Origin of the sequence: Pseudomonas palmensis, from assembly GCF_017848315.1 — a bacterium.
GTDB classification, from domain to species: Bacteria; Pseudomonadota; Gammaproteobacteria; order Pseudomonadales; family Pseudomonadaceae; genus Aquipseudomonas; species Aquipseudomonas palmensis.
In genome coordinates, this window is the sequence record NZ_JAFKEC010000032.1 from 21,073 (window position 1) to 44,385 (window position 23,313).

The 23,313-nt window shown below is 63.7% G+C and carries 21 protein-coding genes; 6 read left to right on the top strand and 15 right to left on the bottom strand.

Annotated features, from left to right (window positions below):
- Positions 1–79: 79 nt before the first annotated feature.
- Positions 80–745, bottom strand: a complete 666-nt coding sequence (locus JZZ72_RS16940) for a fumarylacetoacetate hydrolase family protein (RefSeq protein ID WP_043863442.1) — start codon at positions 743–745, stop codon at positions 80–82.
- A 38-nt stretch (positions 746–783) separates the two neighbouring features.
- Complete coding sequence (locus JZZ72_RS16945; RefSeq protein ID WP_088514629.1) at positions 784–2,181, bottom strand: FAD-binding oxidoreductase; 1,398 nt, start codon at positions 2,179–2,181, stop codon at positions 784–786.
- Between the two features lie 172 nt (positions 2,182–2,353).
- On the opposite strand from JZZ72_RS16945, the gene serA reads away from it, so the two are divergent.
- Positions 2,354–3,583 carry a phosphoglycerate dehydrogenase gene (gene serA, locus JZZ72_RS16950; protein ID WP_043863440.1) on the top strand — a complete coding sequence of 410 codons (1,230 nt, stop codon included), beginning with the start codon at positions 2,354–2,356 and terminating at the stop codon, positions 3,581–3,583.
- A gap of 70 nt (positions 3,584–3,653) precedes the next feature.
- Here serA and JZZ72_RS16955 read toward each other — a convergent pair whose 3' ends face one another.
- Entirely contained in the window at positions 3,654–4,127 is a 474-nt protein-coding gene (locus JZZ72_RS16955) for a DUF4399 domain-containing protein (RefSeq protein WP_058541763.1), read from the bottom strand.
- Positions 4,128–4,356: 229 nt separating this feature from the next.
- Between JZZ72_RS16955 and JZZ72_RS16960 the strand changes: the two genes are divergently transcribed.
- The gene (locus tag JZZ72_RS16960; RefSeq protein ID WP_043863438.1) at positions 4,357–4,896 is read left to right on the top strand and encodes a transporter substrate-binding domain-containing protein; all 540 of its coding nucleotides are present in this window, start codon (positions 4,357–4,359) and stop codon (positions 4,894–4,896) included.
- Here the strand turns inward: JZZ72_RS16960 and JZZ72_RS16965 are convergent.
- Both JZZ72_RS16965 and JZZ72_RS16970 read right to left on the bottom strand, forming a co-directional pair.
- A complete protein-coding gene (locus tag JZZ72_RS16965; RefSeq protein WP_100634264.1) occupies positions 4,893–5,381 on the bottom strand; it encodes a DUF523 domain-containing protein in 489 nt (162 codons plus the stop codon). The two genes, JZZ72_RS16960 and JZZ72_RS16965, sit on opposite strands and share 4 nt — an antisense overlap.
- Position 5,382: 1 nt before the next feature.
- Entirely contained in the window at positions 5,383–6,015 is a 633-nt protein-coding gene (locus tag JZZ72_RS16970) for a 2OG-Fe(II) oxygenase (protein ID WP_210014745.1), read from the bottom strand.
- A 114-nt stretch (positions 6,016–6,129) separates the two neighbouring features.
- Here JZZ72_RS16970 and JZZ72_RS16975 point away from each other — a divergent pair, with 114 nt between their 5' ends.
- Positions 6,130–6,879 (top strand): DUF2059 domain-containing protein, encoded by a 750-nt coding sequence (locus JZZ72_RS16975; protein ID WP_210014746.1) that lies wholly within the window; start codon positions 6,130–6,132, stop codon positions 6,877–6,879.
- On the opposite strand, the gene JZZ72_RS16980 is transcribed toward JZZ72_RS16975, so the two are convergent.
- On the bottom strand, positions 6,880–7,809 hold the full coding sequence (locus JZZ72_RS16980; protein WP_210014747.1) for a phospholipase BipL: 930 nt from the start codon (positions 7,807–7,809) through the stop codon (positions 6,880–6,882).
- A gap of 163 nt (positions 7,810–7,972) precedes the next feature.
- Between JZZ72_RS16980 and JZZ72_RS16985 the strand changes: the two genes are divergently transcribed.
- Entirely contained in the window at positions 7,973–8,530 is a 558-nt protein-coding gene (locus JZZ72_RS16985) for a DUF6436 domain-containing protein (RefSeq protein ID WP_043863433.1), read from the top strand.
- On the opposite strand, the gene JZZ72_RS16990 is transcribed toward JZZ72_RS16985, so the two are convergent.
- The gene (locus JZZ72_RS16990; RefSeq protein ID WP_043863432.1) at positions 8,527–9,075 is read right to left on the bottom strand and encodes a sugar O-acetyltransferase; all 549 of its coding nucleotides are present in this window, start codon (positions 9,073–9,075) and stop codon (positions 8,527–8,529) included. The genes JZZ72_RS16985 and JZZ72_RS16990 overlap by 4 nt on opposite strands.
- Positions 9,076–9,175: 100 nt before the next feature.
- Between JZZ72_RS16990 and JZZ72_RS16995 the strand changes: the two genes are divergently transcribed.
- Positions 9,176–11,548, top strand: coding sequence for a penicillin acylase family protein (locus JZZ72_RS16995; protein WP_210014748.1), 2,373 nt, complete (start codon positions 9,176–9,178; stop codon positions 11,546–11,548).
- Positions 11,549–11,650: 102 nt separating this feature from the next.
- Here the strand turns inward: JZZ72_RS16995 and JZZ72_RS17000 are convergent, their stop codons facing one another.
- The 7 genes from JZZ72_RS17000 to JZZ72_RS17030 all read right to left on the bottom strand — a co-directional run bounded on the left by JZZ72_RS17000 (position 11,651) and on the right by JZZ72_RS17030 (position 19,950).
- A complete protein-coding gene (locus JZZ72_RS17000; RefSeq protein WP_043863430.1) occupies positions 11,651–12,544 on the bottom strand; it encodes an ABC transporter permease subunit in 894 nt (297 codons plus the stop codon).
- Positions 12,541–13,422 carry an ABC transporter permease subunit gene (locus JZZ72_RS17005; protein WP_173925095.1) on the bottom strand — a complete coding sequence of 294 codons (882 nt, stop codon included), beginning with the start codon at positions 13,420–13,422 and terminating at the stop codon, positions 12,541–12,543. The genes JZZ72_RS17000 and JZZ72_RS17005 overlap by 4 nt, the downstream gene beginning before the upstream one ends.
- A gap of 35 nt (positions 13,423–13,457) precedes the next feature.
- Positions 13,458–14,600, bottom strand: a complete 1,143-nt coding sequence (locus JZZ72_RS17010) for an ABC transporter ATP-binding protein (protein ID WP_043863428.1) — start codon at positions 14,598–14,600, stop codon at positions 13,458–13,460.
- Between the two features lie 58 nt (positions 14,601–14,658).
- Entirely contained in the window at positions 14,659–15,753 is a 1,095-nt protein-coding gene (locus JZZ72_RS17015; RefSeq protein WP_043863427.1) for a polyamine ABC transporter substrate-binding protein, read from the bottom strand.
- Between the two features lie 164 nt (positions 15,754–15,917).
- Complete coding sequence (locus tag JZZ72_RS17020) at positions 15,918–17,015, bottom strand: polyamine ABC transporter substrate-binding protein (RefSeq protein ID WP_043863426.1); 1,098 nt, start codon at positions 17,013–17,015, stop codon at positions 15,918–15,920.
- A 169-nt stretch (positions 17,016–17,184) separates the two neighbouring features.
- Positions 17,185–18,543, bottom strand: coding sequence for an aspartate aminotransferase family protein (locus JZZ72_RS17025; RefSeq protein WP_043863425.1), 1,359 nt, complete (start codon positions 18,541–18,543; stop codon positions 17,185–17,187).
- A 48-nt stretch (positions 18,544–18,591) separates the two neighbouring features.
- A complete protein-coding gene (locus JZZ72_RS17030; protein ID WP_043863424.1) occupies positions 18,592–19,950 on the bottom strand; it encodes a glutamine synthetase family protein in 1,359 nt (452 codons plus the stop codon).
- A 603-nt stretch (positions 19,951–20,553) separates the two neighbouring features.
- Here JZZ72_RS17030 and JZZ72_RS17035 point away from each other — a divergent pair.
- Positions 20,554–21,930, top strand: coding sequence for a glutamine synthetase family protein (locus JZZ72_RS17035; RefSeq protein ID WP_043863423.1), 1,377 nt, complete (start codon positions 20,554–20,556; stop codon positions 21,928–21,930).
- Positions 21,931–22,005: 75 nt separating this feature from the next.
- Here the strand turns inward: JZZ72_RS17035 and argA are convergent, their stop codons facing one another.
- Positions 22,006–23,304: an amino-acid N-acetyltransferase gene (gene argA, locus JZZ72_RS17040; RefSeq protein WP_043863422.1), complete on the bottom strand. Its 1,299-nt coding sequence runs from the start codon at positions 23,302–23,304 to the stop codon at positions 22,006–22,008.
- Positions 23,305–23,313: the final 9 nt, after the last annotated feature.

Here is a 23,313-nt window from a genome sequence, read left to right on the forward strand (position 1 = left end):
TTTGTGAAAAAAACGGCAACGCCCGATCAAAGGCCGGGGAAAAGGTGGCAGTCGGCTATCGACTGCCACCCGGGGCAGGTCAGCGAACGCTGCCCTCGAAACGGCTCACACCGGGCAGTTCCAGCACCAGCTCATCGCCAGCGCTCAGCGGCCCGACGCCGGCCGGCGTACCGGTGAGGATCACGTCACCCGCCTGCAGCGCGAACTGCGAGGCCATGTGCTGGATCATCGGCACGATCGGGTTGAGCATCAGCGCGCTGTTGCCGTCCTGGCGCACCTCGCCGTTGATGCTCAGGCGAATGCCGATATCGGCCAGGTCCTCGAATGTGCTGCCAACCACGAAGGGCGTCAGCACGCAGGCGCCGTCGAAGCACTTGGCGCGCTCCCAGGGCAGGCCCTTTTCCTTGAGCTGCGCCTGCAGGTCACGCAGGGTCAGGTCCAGTGCCGGGGCGAAGCCGGAGATGGCGTCGAGCACTTCTTCTTCGGTAGGCGCCGGCGACAGCGACTTGCCCAGCAGCACCGCGATTTCCGCCTCGTAGTGCACCGAGCCACGCTCGGCCGGGATCTTGAACCCGCCTTCCAGCGATACCACGCAACTGCCCGGCTTGATGAACAGCAGCGGCTCGGTCGGAATCGGGTTGTCCAGCTCTTTGGCGTGCTCGGCGTAGTTGCGACCGATGCACACCACCTTGCCCACCGGCAGATGAGTACGCGTGCCGTCTACATACTGGTGCTGATAGTTCATTGCCGACTCCTGGAACGATGTTATTGGCGCTGCGGGGTTCACTCGACGGCGAAGATCTTGCCCGGGTTCATGATCCCGTTGGGGTCGAACACCGCCTTCACTGCCTTCATGTACTCGATCTCGACCGGCGAACGGCTGTAGGTCAGGTAGTCACGCTTGGTCATGCCCACGCCGTGTTCGGCCGAAATCGAGCCGTTGTACTTCTCTACCGTCTCGAACACCTGCTTGTTGACCACCGCGCAACGGGAGAAGAACTCGTCCTTGCTCATGTCGTCGGGCTTGAGGATGTTCAGGTGCAGGTTGCCGTCGCCGATGTGGCCGTACCACACCACCTCGAAGTCGGGGTAGCGTTCGGCGACGATCGCGTCGATATCCTTGAGGAACGCCGGCACCTTCGACACGGTTACCGAAATGTCGTTCTTGTACGGGGTCCAGTGCGAGATGGTCTCGGAGATGTACTCGCGCAGCTTCCACAGGTTCTGCAGTTGCTGCTGGCTCTGGCTCATCACGCCGTCCAGTACCCAGCCCTGCTCGACGCAGTGCTCGAAGGTGGCCAGGGCTTCGTTGGCCACTTCCTCGGTGCTGGCTTCGAATTCCAGCAGCGCGTAGAACGGGCAATTGGTCTCGAACGGCGCAGGCACGTCACCGCGGCCCAGCACCTTGGCCAGGGCCTTGTCGGAGAGAAATTCGAAGGCGGTCAGGTCGAGCTTGCCACGGAAGGCGTGCAGCACCGGCATGATGGAGTCGAAATCAGGCGTGCCCAGCACCATCGCGGTGAGGTTGTTGGGTGCCCGGTCCAGGCGCATGGTGGCCTCGACCACGAAGCCCAGGGTACCTTCGGCGCCGATGAACAGCTGGCGCAGGTCGTAGCCGGTGGCGTTCTTGATCAGGTCCTTGTTCAGCTCGAGCAGGTCGCCCTTGCCGGTCACGACCTTGAGGCCAGCTACCCAGTTGCGGGTCATGCCGTAGCGAATCACCTTGATACCGCCGGCATTGGTGCCGATATTGCCGCCAATCTGGCTGGATCCTGCCGACGCGAAGTCGACCGGGTAGTACAGGCCCTTGTCCTCGGCAAAATTCTGCAGCTGCTCGGTGATCACGCCAGGCTGGCACACCACGCTGCGGTCGAATTCGTTGAAGTCGAGAATCTGGTTCATGTAGTCGAACGCCACCACCACTTCGCCATTGGCGGCTACTGCGGCAGCCGACAGGCCGGTGCGCCCGCCCGACGGCACCAGGGCGACCTGGCGCTGGTTGGCCCAGCGCACGATGGCCTGAACCTGTTCGGTGCTCTTGGGGAACACGATGGCCAGGGGGGCTGGAGCAAAATGCTTGGTCCAGTCCTTGCCGTACGCATCAAGTGAAGCAGCGTCGGTCAGGACCTTTCCAGGCTCAACCAGGGTCATCAGCTCATCCAACAGCGCACGATCGGTCATCTACAGAACTCTCGAACAATTCATGGTCACCCTGAGCACGTTTCACGTGCCAGGGATGGGCGTAAACAGGGGTGCCTATGCTAGCATACGCACCCCCGCAGATCGTGCCGAAAGCCGATGCTGCGAGCGCTTCTTTCCCTGCCATTTTTCTCCGGGACACAGGTTTACGCAGATGAGCAAGACTTCTCTCGATAAGAGCAAGATCAAGTTCCTTCTCCTCGAAGGCGTCCACCAATCCGCCGTGGACGTCCTCAAGGCCGCCGGGTACAGCAACATCGAATACCTCACCGGCTCCCTGCCGGATGCGCAACTGAAGGAAAAGATCGCCGATGCCCACTTCATCGGCATTCGCTCTCGCACCCAGCTGACCGAAGAGGTCTTCGACTGCGCCAAGAAACTGGTCGCTGTCGGCTGTTTCTGCATCGGCACCAACCAGGTCGACCTGGACGCCGCTCGCGAGCGCGGCATCGCCGTGTTCAACGCGCCTTACTCCAACACCCGTTCGGTTGCCGAGCTGGTACTGGCCGAAGCGATCCTGCTGCTGCGCGGTATCCCCGAGAAGAACGCTTCCTGCCACCGTGGCGGCTGGATCAAGAGCGCGGCCAACTCCTTCGAGATCCGTGGCAAGAAGCTGGGCATCGTCGGCTACGGCTCGATCGGCACCCAGCTGTCGGTACTGGCCGAAAGCCTGGGCATGCAGGTGTTCTTCTTCGACCCGCTGACCAAGCTGCCGCTGGGCAACGCGACCCAGGTCGCCAGCCTGCACGAGCTGCTGGGCCTGGCCGACATCGTCTCGCTGCACGTTCCTGAGCTGCCATCCACCCAGTGGATGATCGGCGAGAAGGAAATCCGCGCGATGAAAAAGGGCGCGATCCTGATCAACGCCGCCCGTGGCACCGTGGTCGAACTGGACCACCTGGCCGCCGCGATCAAGGACAAGCACCTGATCGGCGCCGCCATCGACGTGTTCCCGGTAGAGCCGCGCTCCAACGACGAGCAGTTCGAAAGCCCGCTGCGTGGCCTGGACAACGTGATCCTGACCCCGCACATCGGTGGTTCCACCGCCGAGGCCCAGGCCAACATCGGCCTGGAAGTGGCCGAGAAGCTGGTCAAGTACAGCGACAACGGTACCTCCGTGTCGTCGGTCAACTTCCCTGAAGTGGCCCTGCCGGCGCACCCGGGCAAGCACCGCCTGCTGCACATCCACCAGAACATTCCGGGCGTGCTCAGCGAGATCAACAAGGTGTTCGCGGAAAACTCGATCAACATCTCCGGTCAGTTCCTGCAGACCAACGAGAAGGTCGGCTACGTGGTGATCGACGTCGATGCCGAGTACTCGGACCTGGCGCAAGAGAAGCTGCAGCACATCAACGGCACCATCCGTTCGCGCGTGCTGTTCTAAACGCTTCGCCGGCAACGCCGATCCAAATGAAAAAGGCGACCCTCGGGTCGCCTTTTTTCATGCCCGCGTTTTACTTCACGGTCACGGTAATCTTCTTCGATTCCACGCTTGGCTTGAACGGCACGTGGAACTTGTCGCCCAGCACCAGTTGCAGGGTGTGCTTGCCAGGGGTCAGGGTCAGCTGGGTTTCGGTCTGCGCCTTGCCAAAGTGCAGTACCTGCGGGCCGGCGGGCAGCGGCTGGCCGTTTTCCGGCATCAGGCTGGTGGGCAGCACCTGGTCGGCAGCCGGCGCCTTGTCGACGTCCACCAGCAGGTGATGATGGCCGCTATGCGGGGTGGCGTCGCCGGCCGGCTTGAGTTCCATGCCTTCGATGCCAAACTTGACGGTGAAGGTCTTGTCGACGGTGGCGCCATCGGCCGGGGAAACGATGAATACCTTGGCATCCTTGGGTGGTGCCTGGCTCACCAGGCCTTCGGCGGCGGCCAGCGCGGACACGCCCATCAACAAACCAGCGACGGCAGCACGCGAAAATAGGCTTTTCATTCACTTCTCCTGTGATTTACTTCGGTAACCCTTACCCCTGAATACCAGGGCAACGGTTCATTACGATAGATCAATTGCGCCAAGGCAAGCTTTAAAAAACGCCACGGAAAAATCTTCCCTGGCATCTAACATCCTCGGCCAAGTGCGGTCCTAGACACTGTTCGACCGCGACACACACAAAAAGTCGCGGCGACCGGACTCACTGCCAAAGACCAGGAAAGGGGCTTAGATGCGTTTGACTATTGGGGTACTGCTCACGGCCCTGCTGACCCCGTTGGCCCATGCCGAGCTGATCGACGAGGTCAACGATCGAAATGAACTGCGTATCGCGATCAGCGCCGATTCCTCGACCAATATCCGCAAGCAAGGCCAGTGGACCGGCTTCGAGATCGGGCTGGGCCAGGCGCTGGCCAAGGAGCTGGATGTAGGGGTGGAGTTCGTGCCCGTCGACCATGACGAGTTGCTGGACGGTGTGGAAAGCGGCCGTTACGACATCGCCCTGGACCAGATCACCGCCAGCCCCGAGCTCAAGCAGCGCCTGGGTGTCAGCGAACCCTATACCGACGGTGACGACGACAAACGCTATGTGATGCCCTTCCAGAAGGACAACCCGGCCTTCGAGAAAGCCTTGAACGCCGCCCTGCAGCGCATCAAGGACAACGGGCGCATGACCGAGCTGGCGCAGCAGGCGGCGCGGCCCGCTGTCGAGCCCCAGGCCCAGACCCACACCGAAGCGGCGGATGCTGCCGTGGACACCGACGCACCTTAAGCGTCGAGGGCCCCCAGGGCCTGCACGGCCGCGTCCAGCTCCAGTTCGCTGAACACCTGCACCCCGGCCCGGCGCAACAGCGCCGTGGTCACACCCTCACCTTCCACCCTGGTGCCGCTGAACGTACCGTCATAGGTCAGCCGGTTGCCACAGGACGGGCTGCCCGACTTGAGCACGGCCACCCTTATGGCGTGGCGCTGCACCAGTGCCAGCGCCAGGTGCGCGCCCTGCACGAACGGCGCGGTCACGTCCTCGCCGGCTACCGTCACCACCCGGGCCTGGCCTTCCAGCACCGCACTGCCCTGCCCACCGGGAATTTCCGCAGGTGGCCGCGGGGTCGGCAGGCCGCCGGCGACCTCGGGGCACAACGGCACCACGCGACCCTCCCGCTGCCAGCCCTGGAGCACATCCGGATGCCCGCTGGCGCGACCGTCATAGCGCACCGGCTGCCCCAGCAGGCAGGCGCTGACCAGAACCTTATGCATGCTAGAAGGGCTCGTTGCCGCGCCGACGGAACCAGCCGGTGAGCGACAACCGCTCGCGGTTGGCCGGCAGCACTTCGTGGGGGATCTCGCCGGAGAGGAACACCACCAGGCAACCGCCGGTCGGCTGCACATCGTGTTCCACATTGTCCTTGAGGGTCATGCGCAACTGCCCGCCATGTTCGGGCAGCCAGTCTTCGTTGAGGTAGATCACCGACGAGACCATGCGCCGGTCGTCGTCGCGAAAGCGGTCCAGGTGCTTGCGGTAGAAGCCGCCGGGCGGGTACAGGGCGAAGTGGCACTCGAAGTCTTCCAGGCCCAGGAACAGGCCGCGGTTCATCGCTTCGCGCAGGCCGTCCATCAACCCCAGGTACTGGTCGCAGGCGTCCGAGTCACCGGGTTCGAGCCACTGGATATGGTCGTTGCGAATACCTTCGCGTACTTCCTGCGCGGGCCCTCGCCCGACCCCCGCAGGGGCCAGTTCACCTTCGGCGGCGCGGCGGCGGCACTCGGCCGCCAGTGCCCGCGTCAGCGGGGCCGGCAGGAACAGGTCGTGCTGCGACCAGCCACGGGTGGCCAGGTCGTCGACGATGCGCGACAGCAAGGGGTGATCAAGGGATATCTGCATGCCGCGCATAGTATCGAGCCGCCAGCAAAACCGACAGCGCCACTTGGCCGAGAGTGTGCATTGGCGTCTCGACAAAGCCCCGCCGGGCCACGGACAATAGCGGCCTGCCGACAGGAGTCCTGAATGCGCCGTTTGTTTTTTCTGCTGTTGATGATCTGCACCACGCCTGTCCTGGCAGATACCCACGACCAACTGTACAAGGTTGCCGGGTGGCCGGAGCAGCGCGCCCACTTCACCGATGCCCTCGATGCCGCCCAGCAGCGCTATCGTAGCAGCCTGCCGCCTGCAGTCTTCCAGGCCCTGGTGAACAACAGCAACCAGCGTTTCGAACCCACCGCCGTCGACCGCCGCGCCGAAGCCCAGTTGCGCGTCAACCTCAGCGACCCCAAGCCTGCGCTGGCGTTTTTTCAATCCCCCCTGGGGCGCAAGATCGTGGCGGCCGAGCTGCTGGCCACCCGCCGTGACCAGTTGGCCAAGAATGCCAAGGGCCTGCCCAAGATCGAGGCCAGCGACAGCCGCCTGCTGATCATCGGCCACCTGGCCCAGGCCCTGCCGGCCCGCGAGGCCGGTGCCGAGGTCAGCCTGGCGATTGCCGGTGTGGCGGCCGACAGCCTGAGCCAGATGATCCCCGGCCTGCTCGGTGGCAGCCAGGCCCAGGGCCTGCTCGACGGGCAGCGCCAGCGCCTGATGCAGCAGATCGAGGCCGACCTGAACAACACCCTGCTGTATGTGTATCGCGGGCTGTCGGATGCCGAACTCGATGCCTTTGCAAGCTTTGCCGAATCGCCCGAAGGCAAGGCGTACTATGCCGCCGCCCTGGCCGCAATCCGGGCTGGCCTGGCGGTCGGTCAGAGCACCTCCGACCTGCAGTGATCAGCCCAGGCGCTGGCCGATGAAGGCAAAGTAGTCTCGGCGTATTGCCGGCAGCTCGTTGACCAGGTGGTGGCGGGCTTCGGGCATCAGCAGAATCTGCGGTTCGGCGAACTTGGCCTTGAGCACCTCAAGGTTGTACGGCCAGTCCACAGTCATGTCGGCCTGCCCCTGCACGATCAGCGGCTGGCGCGGGCTGCATGGCGCCACCTCGATACGTTTGACCCACGCCATCAGCGCCCCGACCCAGGCGGTGGGCAGGCGCCGCGGCTGCAGCGGGTCGGCCTGCAGGAACGGCAAAAAGGTCGGGTCGTTGCTGTTGTCGCTGAAGCGCCGCTCGATGCCGGTGACGAAGTGGCGCAGCACCTGATAGCTGAATTTCGACCAGCGCCACGCACGCGGGCGTACCAGCGGCGCCAGCAGGATCACCTGGCCCTGAGCCGGGCTGTGCGCGCCGTGGTGCAGCAGGTGGTCGACCAGGATGGCGCCGCCGGTGCTCTGCCCGCACAGGTGCCAGGGTTGCGGCAGGTTCAGCGCCTGGCCCTGCTCGAACAGCGCCTGCAGCACGTCCTGATACACCGCAAAGTCATCGATGCTGGCGCGCTCGCCGCTGGACAGCCCATGACCCGGCAGGTCGCAGGCGATGACCGCGAACTGTCGGGCCAGGGCCCATTCGATGGCGTGGCGGTAGAGGCCCATGTGGTCGTAGAAACCGTGCAGCAGTACCAGCGTCGCCACAGGCGCGGCGGGCACCCAGACCTGGGCGACCAGCTCGAAGCCTGCGGTGTCGAAGCGCCCCAGCCAGCTGTCGACGCCGGGGATGTCCAGGCTGTAGAAATGCCGGTACGCCTGCGCCTGGGTCGACAACGGCTGACGCGCGGCCAGCGGTTGCAGGCTGGCACGCAGGGAGTCGGGCTGGAATGACGCGGGCATGGAAGTTACCAACAACGGGGCAAAGGATTGACCTGTGATATTCATCTGTTGCGAACGGCGTGGCAAGCTGGGGGACTTTTTTGTTGCCTGTGCCGCCCCCTCGCCCGTAGGCGCCGGCCTTGCCGGCGAAAAGATACACCCCTTTCCGGAAATGGTACCCCCGATGCCCCGCCACCTGCTCACCGGCCTCACCCTGCTCCTCTGCGCCGCCGGCCTGTGGTGGGCCTACGACAGCTTCCAGGGCCGCTACCTGCGCCCCTTCGACAACCACACCGCACTGTTCGCCGGCGACACTCTGCGCCTGCCAGAAGACATCGCCGGCCCCGGCCCCGTCCGCCTGGTGCACTTCTGGGACCCGGCCTGCCCCTGCAACGTCGGCAACCAGCAGCACCTGGCCGAGCTGACCGAGCACTTCGCCGCCCAGGGCGTGGAGTTCTACGTGGTGCAAAAGCCCGGTACCCACGGCCAACTGCCCGCCACCCTCGGCGCGCTCAAGCCACTGGCCGATCTGCCCGGCGCCGAGCACCTGCCGGCAAGCCCTGCGGTAGCGATCTGGGACCGCAACGGCCAGCTCGCCTACTTCGGCCCCTACAGCGAGGGTGCCACGTGCAATTCGAGCAACAGCTTCATCGAGCCCATTCTGCTGGCCCTCACCCAGGGCCGCAGCGTGAACGCCACCCACACCCTGGCGGTGGGCTGCTATTGCCCCTGGGCCGGCTAGCGTACCCGTGCCGGATTGCCCATCGCTGTCGCCCCCGCCGGCACATCGCGGGTCACCACTGCGCCCGCGCCGATGATCGCATCATCACCAATGCTCACCCCTGGCAGAATCAGCGCACCGGCACCGATCCACACGTTGCTGCCGATGTTCACCGGGCGCCCGCTCTCCAGCCCCGAACGGCGGATGGCCGGATCGCGCGGATGGTCGGCGGTGAGGATCTGCACACCGGGGCCGATCTGGCAGTCATCGCCGATGTGCACCTGCACCACGTCGAGGATCACGCAGTTGAAGTTGACGAACACGTTGGCGCCCAGCGTGATGTTGTAGCCGTAGTCGCAATGAAACGGCGGCCGGATCACCGCGCCTGCCCCCACCTTGGCGAAGTGCTCGACCAGCAGGGCATGACGCTGCTCGTTGAGCAGTTCGGGGGAATGGTTGTAGCGGTACATCCAGTGCTTGTTGGCGATCTGCTCGGCCTGCAGCTCGGGACAGCCGGCATGATAGAGCTGGCCGGCGAGCATTTTCTGCTTTTCACTGAGGTTCATCGGACCGTGGCTTCCTGGGATGGGTTAAGTTGCAGGGTCTATCCTGTGCCGAACATCTGACCGGCCAGGGCAAGGAACGATCCTCGCACAAGGAGCCCCGATGAAACGCAGCCTTACCCTTCTTGCGGTGCTCATCGCCGCCGTCGCCGGCGGCGGCTACTGGTATGCCCACAGCAAGTTGCCGCAACGCACCGGCGAAGTCACCGTGGCCGGCCTGCAGGCGCCGGTGAGCGTGCGCTACGACCAGCGCGGCGTACCGCACATCCAGGCGCAGAACGAAACCGACCTGTACCGCGCACTGGGCTACGTGCACGCCCAGGACCGCCTGTTCCAGATGGAAATCACCCGGCGCCTGGCCAATGGCGAACTGGCCGAGGTACTGGGCCCCAGGCTGGTGGAGACCGACACCCTGTTCCGCAGCCTGCGCATTGCCGAGCAGGCGCGCAGCATGGTCGCCCGCCAGGACAGGCAATCCCCGGCCTGGCTGGCCCTGCAAGCCTACCTGGAGGGCGTGAACGCCTGGCAGGACTCGCACCCCAGGCCCGTGGAGTTCGATGTGCTGGGCATCACACCGCGCCCGTTCACCGCCGAGGACACCCTGAGCATCGCAGGGTTCATGGCCTACAGCTTCGCCGCCGCGTTTCGTACCGAGCCGCTGCTGACCTACGTGCGCGATCACCTGGGCAAGTACTACCTCAGCGACTTCGACCTGGGTTGGGACCCCGAAGGCGCGGTGCAGACCCCGCCACACCTGGCTGCCGCCGACTGGCGCAGCCTGGGCCGCATCGCCCAGGTCAGCCACCAGGCGCTGGGCGATGCGGGCCTGCCGCAATTCGAGGGCAGCAACGCCTGGGCCGTCAGCGGCAGGCTCACCGCCAGTGGCAAGCCGCTGCTGGCGGGCGACCCGCATATTCGCTTCTCGGTGCCGTCGGTGTGGTACGAGGCCGAACTGTCGGCGCCGGGCTTTCACCTGTACGGCTACCACCAGGCGCTGAATCCGTTCGCCTCGCTGGGACACAACCGCGAGTTCGGCTGGAGCCTGACCATGTTCCAGAACGACGACCTCGACCTGATCGCCGAGCAGGTCAACCCGGACAATCCCGAACAGGTGAAGATCCACGGCCAGTGGCACGACCTCACCTCCACCCAGCAGCAGGTCCGGATCAAGGGGGAAGACCCGCTCACCCTCACCCTGCGCCGCTCGCCGCACGGGCCGATCATCAACCCCGCCGTCAGTGGGCATGAAAACGGCACGCCGATCGCGATGTGGTGGGCATTCCTGGAAACCGAGAACCCGATCCTGGAAGCCTTCTACGACATCAACCGCGCCAACACCCTGGACAGGATGCGTGCGGCCGCCGCCAAGATCCACGCCCCCGGCATCAACCTGGTATGGGCCAACGCACTGGGCGATATCGGCTGGTGGGCGGCAGCGCAGTTGCCGATCCGTCCGGATGGGGTGAACCCGGCGTTCATTCTCGACGGCAGCACGGCCCAGGCCGACAAGCTCGGCTTCTACCCGTTCAGCGCCAACCCGCAGCAGGAGAACCCCGCCGCGGGCTACATCGTCTCGGCCAACTTCCAGCCGGTGGCGCCCACCGGCATGGTCATCCCCGGCTACTACAACCCGCCGGACCGCGGCCGCCAGCTCAACAACAACCTGGCCTCGCCCGGCGTGAAGTGGGACCTGCACAACAGCCAGGCATTGCAGCTGGACACGGCCACAGCCTATGGCCCGCACCTGCTCACACCGCTGCTGTCGGTACTGCGCCAGGTGGTCACCGACGTACACGAGCGCGAGCTGGTCGAGCAACTGGCCGCGTGGCGCGGCGACTACCCGGTGGAATCGACCAGCGCCACGCTGTTCAACCAGCTGCTGTACGAATTCGCCCGCGCCGCCACCCATGACGAGCTCGGTGACGAATGGTTCGAGACGCTGCTGTCGACGCGCATGGTGGATACCTTGCTGCCGCGCCTGGCCGCAGACGTGGATTCGCAGTGGTGGGCGCGCAAGGGCAGCAACGCGCACAGTGACCGCGAAACGGTGGTCAAGCTGGCCTGGGACAACACCCTGGCGCACCTGCGCACCACCCTGGGCAAGGACCCGGCGAACTGGCAGTGGGGCAAGGCGCACACGTTGACCCACGGGCACCCGCTGGGTGCGCAGAAGCCGCTGAACCTGCTGTTCAACGTGGGGCCATTCGCGGCGCCGGGCGCGCATGAGGTACCGAACAACCTGTCGTCCAGAATCGGCCCGGCACCGTGGCCGGTGACCTACGGGCCATCGACGCGGCGCGTGATCGATTTCGCCGATGCGGGGACGGCGCTGAGCATCAACCCGCTCGGGCAGAGCGGCGTGGTGTTCGACAGGCACTATGCCGATCAGGCGCAGGACTATATCGACGGCAGGTATCAGCGGGCGCTGATGGGGTTGGCGGGGGAGACCGAGGGGACGTTGCGGCTGGTGCCCTAGGGCTGCTGTGCAGCCCATCGCGGGTCACGCCCGCTCCCACAGGGGTCTGCGGTGTTCGCAAAACCTGTGGGAGCGGGCGTGAACCGCGATGACTTTTTCAGATCAGGCCGAGACCTGCGCCGCAGTGGCGCGGCGCACGTCCGGCTGCTTCCACGAGTCCGCGGCGCTTTCTTCGATGGCTTGCTGGATCGCGCGCTTGCGGCGCTCTTCGGCACGGCGGCTGAAGTACCAGACCATGAAGGTCACCAGCGACACGCTGAGCAGGATCAGGCTGGCCACCGCGTTGATCTCCGGCTTCACGCCCAGGCGCACCGCCGAGAACACTTCCATCGGCAAGGTGGTCGAACCCGGCCCGGACACGAAGCTGGCCAGCACCAGGTCGTCCAGCGACAGTGCGAACGACATCATGCCGCCCGCCGCCAGCGACGGCGCGATCATCGGGATGGTGATCAGGAAGAACACCTTCCACGGCCGCGCGCCCAGGTCCATGGCCGCCTCTTCGATGGACAGGTCCAGCTCGCGCAGGCGAGCCGACACCACCACCGCCACATAGGCGGCGCAGAACGTGGTGTGAGCGATCCAGATGGTGACGATGCCGCGCTCCTGCGGCCAACCGATCATCTGCGCCATGGCCACGAACAGCAGCAACAGCGAAAGACCGGTGATCACCTCAGGCATTACCAGCGGTGCGGTGACCAGGCCACCGAACAGCGTGCGCCCCTTGAAGCGGGTCACGCGGGTCAGTACGAACGCCGCCAGGGTACCCAGCGCCACCGCGGCCACCGCGGTGTAGCAGGCAATCTCCAGCGAGCGCATCACCGAGCCCATCAGCTGGGTGTTGTCGAGCAGGCCCACGTACCACTTCACCGACCAGCCCCCCCATACCGTCACCAGCTTGGAGGCGTTGAACGAGTAGATCACCAGGATCAGCATGGGCAGGTAGATGAACAGCAGGCCTACCACCAACATCAGTTTGGAGAAACTGAAACGCTTCATGCCCTGCCCTCCATCTCTTTGGCCTGGCTGCGGTTGAACAGCAGGATGGGCACGATCAGGATTGCCAGCATCACCACCGCCAGGGCGGATGCCACCGGCCAGTCACGGTTGTTGAAGAATTCCTGCCACAGCACCTTGCCGATCATCAGGGTTTCCGGGCCGCCCAGCAGCTCGGGGATCACGAACTCGCCCACCACCGGGATGAACACTAGCATGCAGCCGGCCACGATGCCGTTCTTGGACAGCGGCACGGTGATTTTCCAGAAGCTGTTGAAGGTGCTCGAACCCAGGTCGGACGCCGCTTCCAGCAGGCTCTGGTCGTGTTTGACCAGGTTGGCGTAGAGCGGCAGGATCATGAACGGCAGGTACGAATAGACCACGCCGATATACACCGCCAGGTTGGTGTTGAGGATCTGCAGCGGCTGATCGATCAGCCCCAGCCACATCAGGAAGGCATTGAGCAGCCCGTTGTTGCTGAGGATGCCCATCCACGCATACACGCGGATCAGGATCGCCGTCCAGGTCGGCATCATGATCAGCAGCAGCAACACGGTCTGCATTTCCTTGCGCGCGTTGGCGATGGCATAGGCCATCGGGTAGCCGATCGCCAGGCACAGGATCGTGCTGATCAGGGCCATCTTCAACGAGCCCAGGTAGGCCGCGATGTACAGCTCGTCCTCGGTCAACAGGCCATAGTTGGCCAGGTTGAGTACCAGCTGCACCTTGTCTTCGAGGTAGGTGAAGATCTCGGTGTACGGCGGGATCGCCACGTCGGCTTCGGCAAAGCTGATCTTCAGCACGATGAAGAACGGCAGCATGAAGAACAGGAACAGCCACAGGAACGGCACCCCGATCACCAGGTGACGCCCTTCGGGTATCAATCGCTGAAACGCTCGCTTGAGCTTGCGCGCTGTCATGACCGCAGGACCACGCCGCTGTCGTCTTCCCACCACACGTAGACCTGGTCATCCCAGGTCGGCCGGGTGCCCTGGCGCTCGGCGTTGGCGACGAACGACTGCACGATCTTGCCGCCTGGCAGCTCCACGTAGAACACCGAATGGCCACCCAGGTAGGCGATGTCGTGCACCTTGCCGTGGGACCAGTTGAACTCGAAGCTCGGCTGCTCGGTGGTCACCAGCAGTTTTTCCGGACGCAGCGCATAGGTGATGCGCTTGTCTTCGACCGAGGTGGTCACACCGTGGCCCACGTAGATCTTGCGCTCGAGCTCGGGGCTGGCGATCAGCGCGTGGCCCTCGGCGTCCTCGACCACTTCGCCTTCGAACAGGTTGACGTTGCCGATGAACTCGCACACCAGGCGGCTGGTGGGGGTTTCGTAGATATCGATGGGGCTGCCGATCTGGGCAATCCAGCCCAGGTGCATGATCGCGATGCGCTGGGCCATGGTCATGGCCTCTTCCTGGTCGTGGGTCACCATCACGCAGGTCACGCCCACGCGCTCGATGATCTCCACCAGTTCCAGCTGCATCTGCGAACGCAGTTTCTTGTCCAGCGCGCCCATCGGCTCATCGAGCAGCAGCAGCTTGGGCCGCTTGGCCAGCGAACGGGCCAGGGCCACACGCTGGCGCTGGCCACCGGAGAGCTGGTGCGGCTTGCGCTTGGCGTACTGGGTCATGTGCACCAGCTTGAGCATCTCGGCCACCCGCGCCTCGATCTCGTCCTTGCTCATGCGGTCCTGCTTGAGGCCGAAGGCGATGTTGTCGGCCACGCTCATGTGCGGGAACAGCGCGTAGGACTGGAACATCATGTTGATCGGCCGCTCGTAGGGCGGCATATCGGTGATGTCCACGCCATCGAGGAAGATCCGCCCTTCGGTCGGGCGCTCGAACCCCGCCAGCATGCGCAGCAAGGTGGACTTGCCCGAGCCGGAGCCACCGAGCAGCGCGAAGATCTCGCCCTTCTTGATCTCCAGGGACACATCGTCCACCGCTACGGTTTCGTCGAACTTCTTTGTAACCCGGTCGATCTTGACCAGCACCTGTTTAGGTTGCTGATCGCCTTCTAGGGCTTTCTTATAGGCACCGGAGGCAACTGCCATGTGTGAAACTCCCAACAAGATTTTGGTGCCCGCCCCTGCCGTGACGGGCCCTGGATAGTTACTTGCCCGACTTGATCTTGGTCCAGCTTCGGGTCATCAAACGTTGCACTTTGGGGGGTAACTCTGAGTTGACGTACAGCTTGTCCAGCACCTCTTGCGGTGGGTAAACCGCTGCGTCGGTTCGCACGCTCTGGTCCATGAGTTCGCCAGCCTTGGGGTTCGGGTTGGCGTAACCGACGTAATCGCTGACCTGGGCGATGACCTCAGGCTTGAGCAGATAGTTGATGAAGGCGTGGGCCTCTTTGACGTTCTTGGCGTCCTTGGGAATCGCCAGCATGTCGAACCAGAGGTTGCCGCCTTCCTTGGGGATCGCGTAGGCGATTTCCACGCCCTTGCCCGCCTCTTCGGCGCGGGACTTGGCCTGGAACACGTCGCCGGAGAAGCCGGCGGCCACGCAGATGTCGCCGTTGGCCAGGTCCGAGATGTACTTGGACGAGTGGAAGTAGGTCACGTAGGGCCGTATGGCCAGCAGCTTCTTCTCGGCGTCGGCGTAGTCCTTGGGGTTGGTGCTGTTGGGGTCGCGGCCCATGTAGTTGAGCACCGCCGGCAGCATCTCGTCGGCCGAGTCGAGGAACGCCACGCCGCACTTGGAGAGCTTCTTGATGTTTTCCGGCTCGAACAGCACGGCCCATGAATCGATGGTGTCGGTTCCCAGCGCGGCCTTGACCTTCTCGACGTTGTAGCCGATGCCATTGGTGCCCCACAGGTAGGGGACCGCGTACTGGTTGCCCGGGTCGTTCTTCTCCAGGCGCTTCATCAGGGCCGGGTCGAGATTGGAATAGTTGGGCAGCAGCGTCTTGTCGAGCTTCTGGAACGCGCCCGCCTTGATCTGCTTGCCGAGGAAATGGTTGGACGGCACCACCACGTCATAGCCGGTGCGACCGGCCAGCAGCTTGCCTTCCAGGGTTTCGTTGGAATCGAAGACGTCCTGCACCGGCTTGATGCCGGTCTCCTTTTCGAAGTCCGCAAGGGTGGTCTGGCCGATGTAGTCCGACCAGTTGTAGATATGCACCGTGGGCGCCGCCTGGACACTGATCGCCAGCGTCAGGCTCGCTGTGGCCAGGACGGCCTTGCGAAAATGTGAAGTAGACAAGTGGGAGGTCCTCTACAAAAGTGCCCGAGTCGTTTGGCAGATACGCCTGCGGTACCGGCAAACCGGCGCGCAACTTACCTTCGATACACCCATCGAGCAAAAAGAATTTGCCCTCGAGCCCCGTTCAGGCACTGTTTTTCAGTGCCTGACGGGAAAAACCGGATTTATTTGCCCGATTTGATCTTGGTCCAGCTGCGGGTGATCAGGCGCAGGGTGCCTGCATCCAGGTCGCTGATCGCGTACAGGTGCTTCTTCACTTCATCCGACGGGTAGATGCTCGGGTCGCCGGAGATGTCCTTGTCCACCAGAGCGGTGGCTGCCTTGTTGCCGTTCGGGAAGCGCACGGCGTTGGTGATCTCGGCCATGACTTCCGGCTGCATCAGGAAGTCCATGAACTTGTAGGCTGCTTCGACATTGGTGGCGTCCTTGGGAATCGCGACCATGTCATAGAAGGTGCCGGCGCCTTCTTTCGGAATGCTGTAGGCCAGCTTGACCTTGTCGCCCGCTTCGTGGGCACGGGCCTTGGACTGCTCCAGGTCACCCGAGTAACCCACAGCCACGCAGATGTTGCCGTTGGCCAGGTCCGAGATGTACTTGGAGGAATGGAAGTACGCCACCGATGGGCGAATGCTCAGGAACAGGTCTTCGGCGGCCTTCAGGTCTGCCTTGTCCTTGCTGTTGGTCGGCTTGCCCAGGTAATGCAGGGCCGCCGGGATCATTTCGGTCGGTGCGTCGAGGAAACTCACGCCGCAGCTCTTGAGCTTGGCGATATTTTCCGGCTTGAACACCACGTCCCACGAGTCGATCTTGTCGACGCCCAGCGCGGCCTTGACCTTCTCGGGGTTGTAGCCGATGCCGATGCTGCCCCACATGTACGGGAAGGCATGCTTGTTGCCCTGGTCACTGGCATCGCCCACGGCCTTGAGCAGGTCTTCGTCGAGGTTCTTCCAGTTCGGCAGCTTGGACTTGTCCAGCTCCTGGTACACACCGGCCTTGATCTGCTTGGCCAGGAAGTTGTTGGACGGTACCACCACGTCGTAGCCCGACTTGCCGGCCAGCAGCTTGGCTTCCAGGGTTTCGTTGCTGTCGAACACGTCGTAGACCACCTTGATGCCCGACTGCTTCTCGAACTTGGCGATGGTGTCCGGCGCAATGTAGTCGGACCAGTTGTAGACGTGCAGCACCTTGTCGTCCGCCTGAACAGCACCGGCCATCAACCCCGCGAGGGTAGCGGCCAACAGCGTCTTGCCCATTTTCTTCATGCGTAATGCTCCAGAATTTTTTATAGAAACCATCTGTTCAGCGACCGACTCGTTCGGCGCAAGCGCTGGGCGACTGAAACAGTCGCTAGTCTGGCAAGATCCACGGCGCGGTTTCAACCAGAGTGCGCCGCAGATCGCCATTCAACCCAAGGCTGAGCCTAGCACCTGCTCACTTCAACGCTTCGAGCGTCAGGTCCAGGCATTTGCGTGCCTTTTCCACCAGCTCGTCGATCTCCTCGCAGGTGATGACCAGCGGCGGCGCGATGATCATGGTGTCGCCCACGGCGCGCATGATCAGCCCGTTGTCGAAGCAGAACTGGCGGCAGATCATGCCCACGCCCTTGCCCTCGTAACGGGTGCGGGTCGCCTTGTCCTTGACCAGCTCGATCGCGCCAAGCATGCCCAGGCCACGGACCTCGCCCACCAGCGGATGATCGTTCAGCTCACGCAGACGTTTCTGCAAATACGGTGCCGTTTCTGCCTGAACGCGCTCGATGATTTTCTCGTCGCGCAGGATCCGCAGGTTTTCCAGGGCCACCGCTGCCGCCACCGGGTGGCCGCTGTAGGTGAAGCCGTGGTTGAAGTCGCCGCCCTCGCTGAGCACGGCCGCCACTTCGTCACGCACGATCACGCCGCCCATGGGGATGTAGCCCGAAGTCAGGCCCTTGGCGATGGTCATCAGGTCGGGCTTGAGGCCGTAGTAGTCGGTACCGAACCACTGGCCGGTACGACCGAAACCGCAGATCACCTCATCGGCAATGAACAGGATTTCGTACTTGGCGAGGATTTCCTTGATCTTCGGCCAGTAGGTTTCTGGTGGGATGATCACCCCGCCAGCACCTTGGATCGGCTCGGCGATAAAGGCGGCGACGTTGTCTTCGCCGACCTCGAGGATCTTCTTCTCCAGTTGCTCGGCGGCCCATACGCCGAACGCGTCCGGGGTCATGTCACCGCCTTCGCCGAACCAGTACGGCTGCGCAATATGCACGATGCCCGGCAGCGTACCGCCCTGCTCGTGCATGCCGCTCATGCCGCCCAGGGCAGCGCCGGCCACGGTGGAGCCGTGATAGCCGTTGACCCGACCGATGATCACCTGCTTCTGCGGCTTGCCCTTGAGTGCCCAGTAATGGCGGACCATGCGCAGGTTGGTGTCGTTGCCTTCGGAGCCGGAGCCGGTGAAGAACACATGGCTCATGCCCGCAGGGGCCACCTCGGTGATCGCCCGGGCCAGCTCCAGCGCCGGCGGGTGGGCGGTCTGGAAGAACAGGTTGTAGTACGGCAGCTCGCGCATCTGGCTGGCTGCCGCCTCGGCCAGTTCTTCACGGCCGTAGCCGACGGCCACGCACCACAGCCCGGCCATGCCGTCGAGGATCTTGTTGCCCTCGCTGTCCCACAGGTGCACGCCCTTGGCCTTGGTGATGATCCGCGGGCCTTTTTCCTTCAGCTGCTTGTAGTCGCTGAACGGCGCCAGGTGATGATCACGACTCAGGTCTTGCCACTCGCGGGTTTGCGGGTTCTTGACGCTCATGTGCTTCTCCGATGACTGACGGCCGCGCTCCTGCGGCCCCGGGGTTTATCAGACCGCGAACAGCAGGAACTCGCGTTCCCAGGAGCTGATCACGCGTTTGAAATTTTCATGCTCGGCGCGTTTGGTGGCGACGTAGCCTGCGATGAATTTCTTGCCCAGGTACGGCTCCAGCGCGCTGCAGTTCTCCATGCGTTCAAGGGCGTCCTCGATGGTCAGCGGCAGGCGCAGGTTGCGCCGCTCGTAACCGCGGCCCTTGACCGGCGCGCTGGGGTTGATGCCTTCGACCATGCCGATGTAGCCGCACAACAGGCTGGCGGCAATCGCCAGGTAAGGGTTGGCGTCGGCGCCGGGCAGGCGGTTTTCCACACGCCGGTTCTGCGGGCCGGCATCCGGCACGCGCAGGCCCACGGTGCGGTTCTCCTCGCCCCACTCCACGTTGACCGGCGCCGAGGTGTCGGGCAGGAAGCGGCGGAACGAGTTGACGTTGGGGGCAAACAGCGGCAGCACCGACGGGATGAACTTCTGCAGGCCACCGACGTGGTGCAGGAACAGCTGGCTCATGCTGCCGTCTTCGTTGGAGAAGATGTTCTTGCCGGTGTTCACGTCGATGATGCTCTGGTGCAGGTGCATCGCACTGCCCGGCTCGCCGGTCATGGGCTTGGCCATGAAGGTGGCGGCGACGTTGTGCTTGAGCGCGGCCTCACGCATGGTGCGCTTGAACACCAGGATCTGGTCGGCCAGCGACAGCGCGTTGCCGTGACGGAAGTTGATTTCCATCTGCGCGGTGCCGTCCTCGTGGATCAGCGTGTCCAGGTCCAGGTGCTGCAGTTCGCACCAGTCGTAGACGTCCTCGAACAGCGGGTCGAATTCGTTGGCGGCCTCGATGGAGAACGACTGGCGACCGGTCTCGGGGCGACCGGAGCGACCGATGGGCGGCTGCAGCGGGAAGTCCGGGTCCTCGCAGCGCTTGGTCAGGTAGAACTCCATCTCTGGCGCCACGATCGGCTGCCAGCCTTTGTCGGCGTAGAGCTTCAAGACCTTCTTGAGCACGTTGCGCGGCGACAGCTCGACCGGGTTGCCCTGCTTGTCGTAGGTGTCGTGGATCACCTGCGCGGTGGGCTCGATGGCCCATGGCACCAGGAATACCGCGTTCTCGTCGGGGCGACAGATCATGTCGATGTCGGCCGGATCGAGCAGCTCGTAATAGATGTCATCGTCGACGTAGTCGCCGGTCACCGTCTGCAACAGCACACTTTCGGGCAGGCGCATGCCCTTTTCGGCAATGAACTTGTTGGTAGGGGAGATCTTGCCGCGCGTGATACCGGTGAGGTCGCTGATCAGACACTCGACTTCGGTGATCTTGTGCTCTTTCAACCAATCGGTGAGCTGGTCGAGGTTGTTACTCATAAATACCTCAGGAGGTAAATGTCTGGACTGACGTCAGGACGCCCAGGCTGGGCCGTCCTGCTCATTCTGGATGCCGCACGACGCTAAAGCAAAGCACCTGCCACGGGGCGAACGCGCAGGGCAATACCCGCTGGGCCGCCTGGCCGGCTATAGTGGTGGCAGTCGATTACAGAAGAGGGTGCGATACCGGGCATGCAGCCCAGGCCGTCAATTATTGCGGCCAGGTGGCGGTGCACGGCCACGCGGTATCTGCCGTGGGTGCGGCGGGCGTGCAGACCGATCCGCGCAGTGCGGCCGGTGACGCCGATTGTCGGCTGGCGAGACATGTAACCCCCGGTATTATTGCTGTTATGGGTTGCAACCGAGCTTAGCCTTGTTCATTTTTTTACACAACACCCCTGTAAAAAATAGAATACGGCCCGCTCAAAGTCGCTGTCTCGCTACCAAAGCAGGCCTTGTCGACGCCCTCATTTGCAGCAAAAATGCCGCTTCAGCGCCGTTTTAGGGCATGATGGGGCTGGCTTGACTTCAGCAGGGCTTTCGCGTTGACTGAACCTGCAAGCCCCCATTGATTGATATTTTTAACAACAAAGGTGTTGCATCATGTCGGTACCCCCGCGTGCCGTTCAGCTTAACGAAGCGAACGCGTTCCTTAAGGAACATCCTGAGGTTCTCTACGTTGACCTTCTGATTGCAGATATGAATGGTGTGGTGCGTGGCAAGCGCATCGAACGCACGAGCCTGCACAAGGTTTACGAGAAAGGCATCAACCTGCCGGCCTCCCTCTTCGCCCTGGACATCAACGGTTCCACCGTCGAAAGCACCGGCCTGGGCCTGGACATCGGCGATGCCGACCGTATCTGCTATCCCATCCCCGGCACCCTCTCCAACGAGCCCTGGCAGAAGCGCCCTACCGCGCAGCTGCTGATGACCATGCACGAGCTCGAGGGCGAGCCGTTCTTCGCCGACCCGCGTGAAGTGCTGCGCCAGGTGGTGAGCAAGTTCGACGACCTGGGCCTGACCATCTGCGCCGCGTTCGAGCTGGAGTTCTACCTGATCGACCAGGAGAACGTGAACGGCCGTCCGCAGCCGCCGCGCTCGCCGATCTCTGGCAAGCGTCCGATCTCCACCCAGGTGTACCTGATCGACGACCTCGACGAGTACGTCGACTGCCTGCAGGACATTCTGGAAGGTGCCAAGGAACAAGGCATCCCGGCTGACGCCATCGTCAAGGAAAGTGCCCCGGCGCAGTTCGAAGTGAACCTGCACCACGTGGCCGACCCGATCAAGGCCTGCGACTACGCGGTACTGCTCAAGCGTCTGATCAAGAACATCGCCTACGACCATGAGATGGACACCACTTTCATGGCCAAGCCGTACCCTGGCCAGGCGGGCAATGGTCTGCACGTGCATATCTCGGTGCTGGACAAGGATGGCAAGAACATCTTTACCAGCGAGGATCCCGAGCAGAACGCCGCATTGCGTCACGCGATCGGCGGTGTGCTCGAGACCCTGCCGGCGTCGATGGCGTTCCTGTGCCCGAACGTCAACTCGTACCGCCGTTTTGGTGCCCAGTTCTACGTGCCCAACTCCCCGACCTGGGGCCTGGACAACCGTACCGTGGCCTTGCGCGTACCGACCGGCACGCCGGACGCCGTGCGCCTGGAGCACCGTGTGGCCGGTGCCGACGCCAACCCGTACCTGCTGATGGCAGCCGTACTGGCGGGCGTGCACCACGGTTTGACCAACAAGGTCGAACCGGGCCCGGCGATGGTGGGCAACTCCTACGAGCAGAACGAGCAGAGCCTGCCGAACAACCTGCGGGATGCACTGCGCGAGCTGGACGACAGCGAGATCATGGCCAAGTACATCGATCCGAAGTACATCGATATCTTCGTGGCCTGCAAGGAAAGCGAGCTGGAGGAGTTCGAACACTCCATCTCCGACCTTGAGTACAACTGGTACCTGCACACCGTGTAAGGTCCATTCGCCGGCAAGGCCGGCTCCTACAGGGTCGATGTGACCGTGTAGGAGCCGGCCTTGCCGGCGAAGCCCTTAAAGCGCCTTCTCGAAGATCTTCGAATTGCGCTGGTAGTTGTACAGCGAAGCCCTCGCCGCAGGCAGCCGCTCCACCTCGCTGGGCACGAAGCCGCGTTCGCGGAACCAGTGCGCCGTGCGCGTCGTCAGCACGAACAAGGTCTTCAAGCCCATCTCCCGCGCCCGTGTCTCGATGCGCTCCAGCAACTCGTCGCCACGCCCGCCATGCCGGTATTCCGGGTTCACCGCCAGGCACGCCAACTCGCCCGCCTCCGAATCGGCGATCGGGTACAGCGCCGCGCAGGCAATGATCATCCCCTCGCGCTCCACCACACTGAACTGCTCGATCTCGCGCTCCAGCACCTCGCGCGAACGCCGCACCAGGATGCCCTGCTCTTCCAGCGGGCTGATCAGGTCCAGCAGGCCGCCGACATCCTCGATGGCCGCCTCGCGCACCTTCTCGAACTGTTCCTGGGCCACCAGCGTGCCGCCACCGTCACGGGTGAACAGCTCGGTGAGCAGCGCACCGTCCTCGGCATAGCTGACGATGTGGCTGCGCGCCACACCGCCACGGCAGGCTTCGGCGGCCGCGTCCAGCAACTCGCCCTGATAGTCCGAGCCCAGGCGTTGCAGATGCGCCGGCACCTGCTGCGGGCGCAGCTCACGCACCAGCCTGCCGCTCTCATCCATCAGCCCGCGCTCGGCGCCGAACAGCAGCAGCTTGTCGGCCCCCAGCTCGATGGCCGCACGGGTGGCGACGTCTTCGCAGGCCAGGTTGAAGATCTCGCCGGTGGGCGAATAGCCCAGCGGCGACAGCAGCACGATGGAGCGCTCGTCGAGCAGGCGATTGATGCCCTTGCGATCGACCCGGCGCACTTCGCCGGTGTGGTGATAATCGACGCCTTCGAGCACGCCGATGGGGCGCGCCGTGACCAGGTTGCCGGCGGCCACGCGCAGGCGCGAACCCTGCATCGGCGACGCGGCCATGTCCATCGACAGGCGCGCCTCGATGGCGATGCGCAGGTGGCCGACCGCGTCGATCACGCATTCCAGGGTGGCCGCATCGGTGATGCGCAGGCCGTGATGGTAGTGCGCGCTCAGGCCGCGGGCGGCCAGGCGGCTTTCGATCTGCGGGCGCGAACCGTGCACCAGCACCAGGCGCACGCCCAGGCTGTGCAGCAGCACCAGGTCGTGGACGATATTGCCGAAGTTGGGGTGCTCGACCCCGTCACCGGGCAGCATGACCACGAAGGTGCAGTCGCGGTGGGCATTGATGTAAGGCGAAGCATGACGCAGCCAATTGACGTATTCGGGCATAACCAGAGC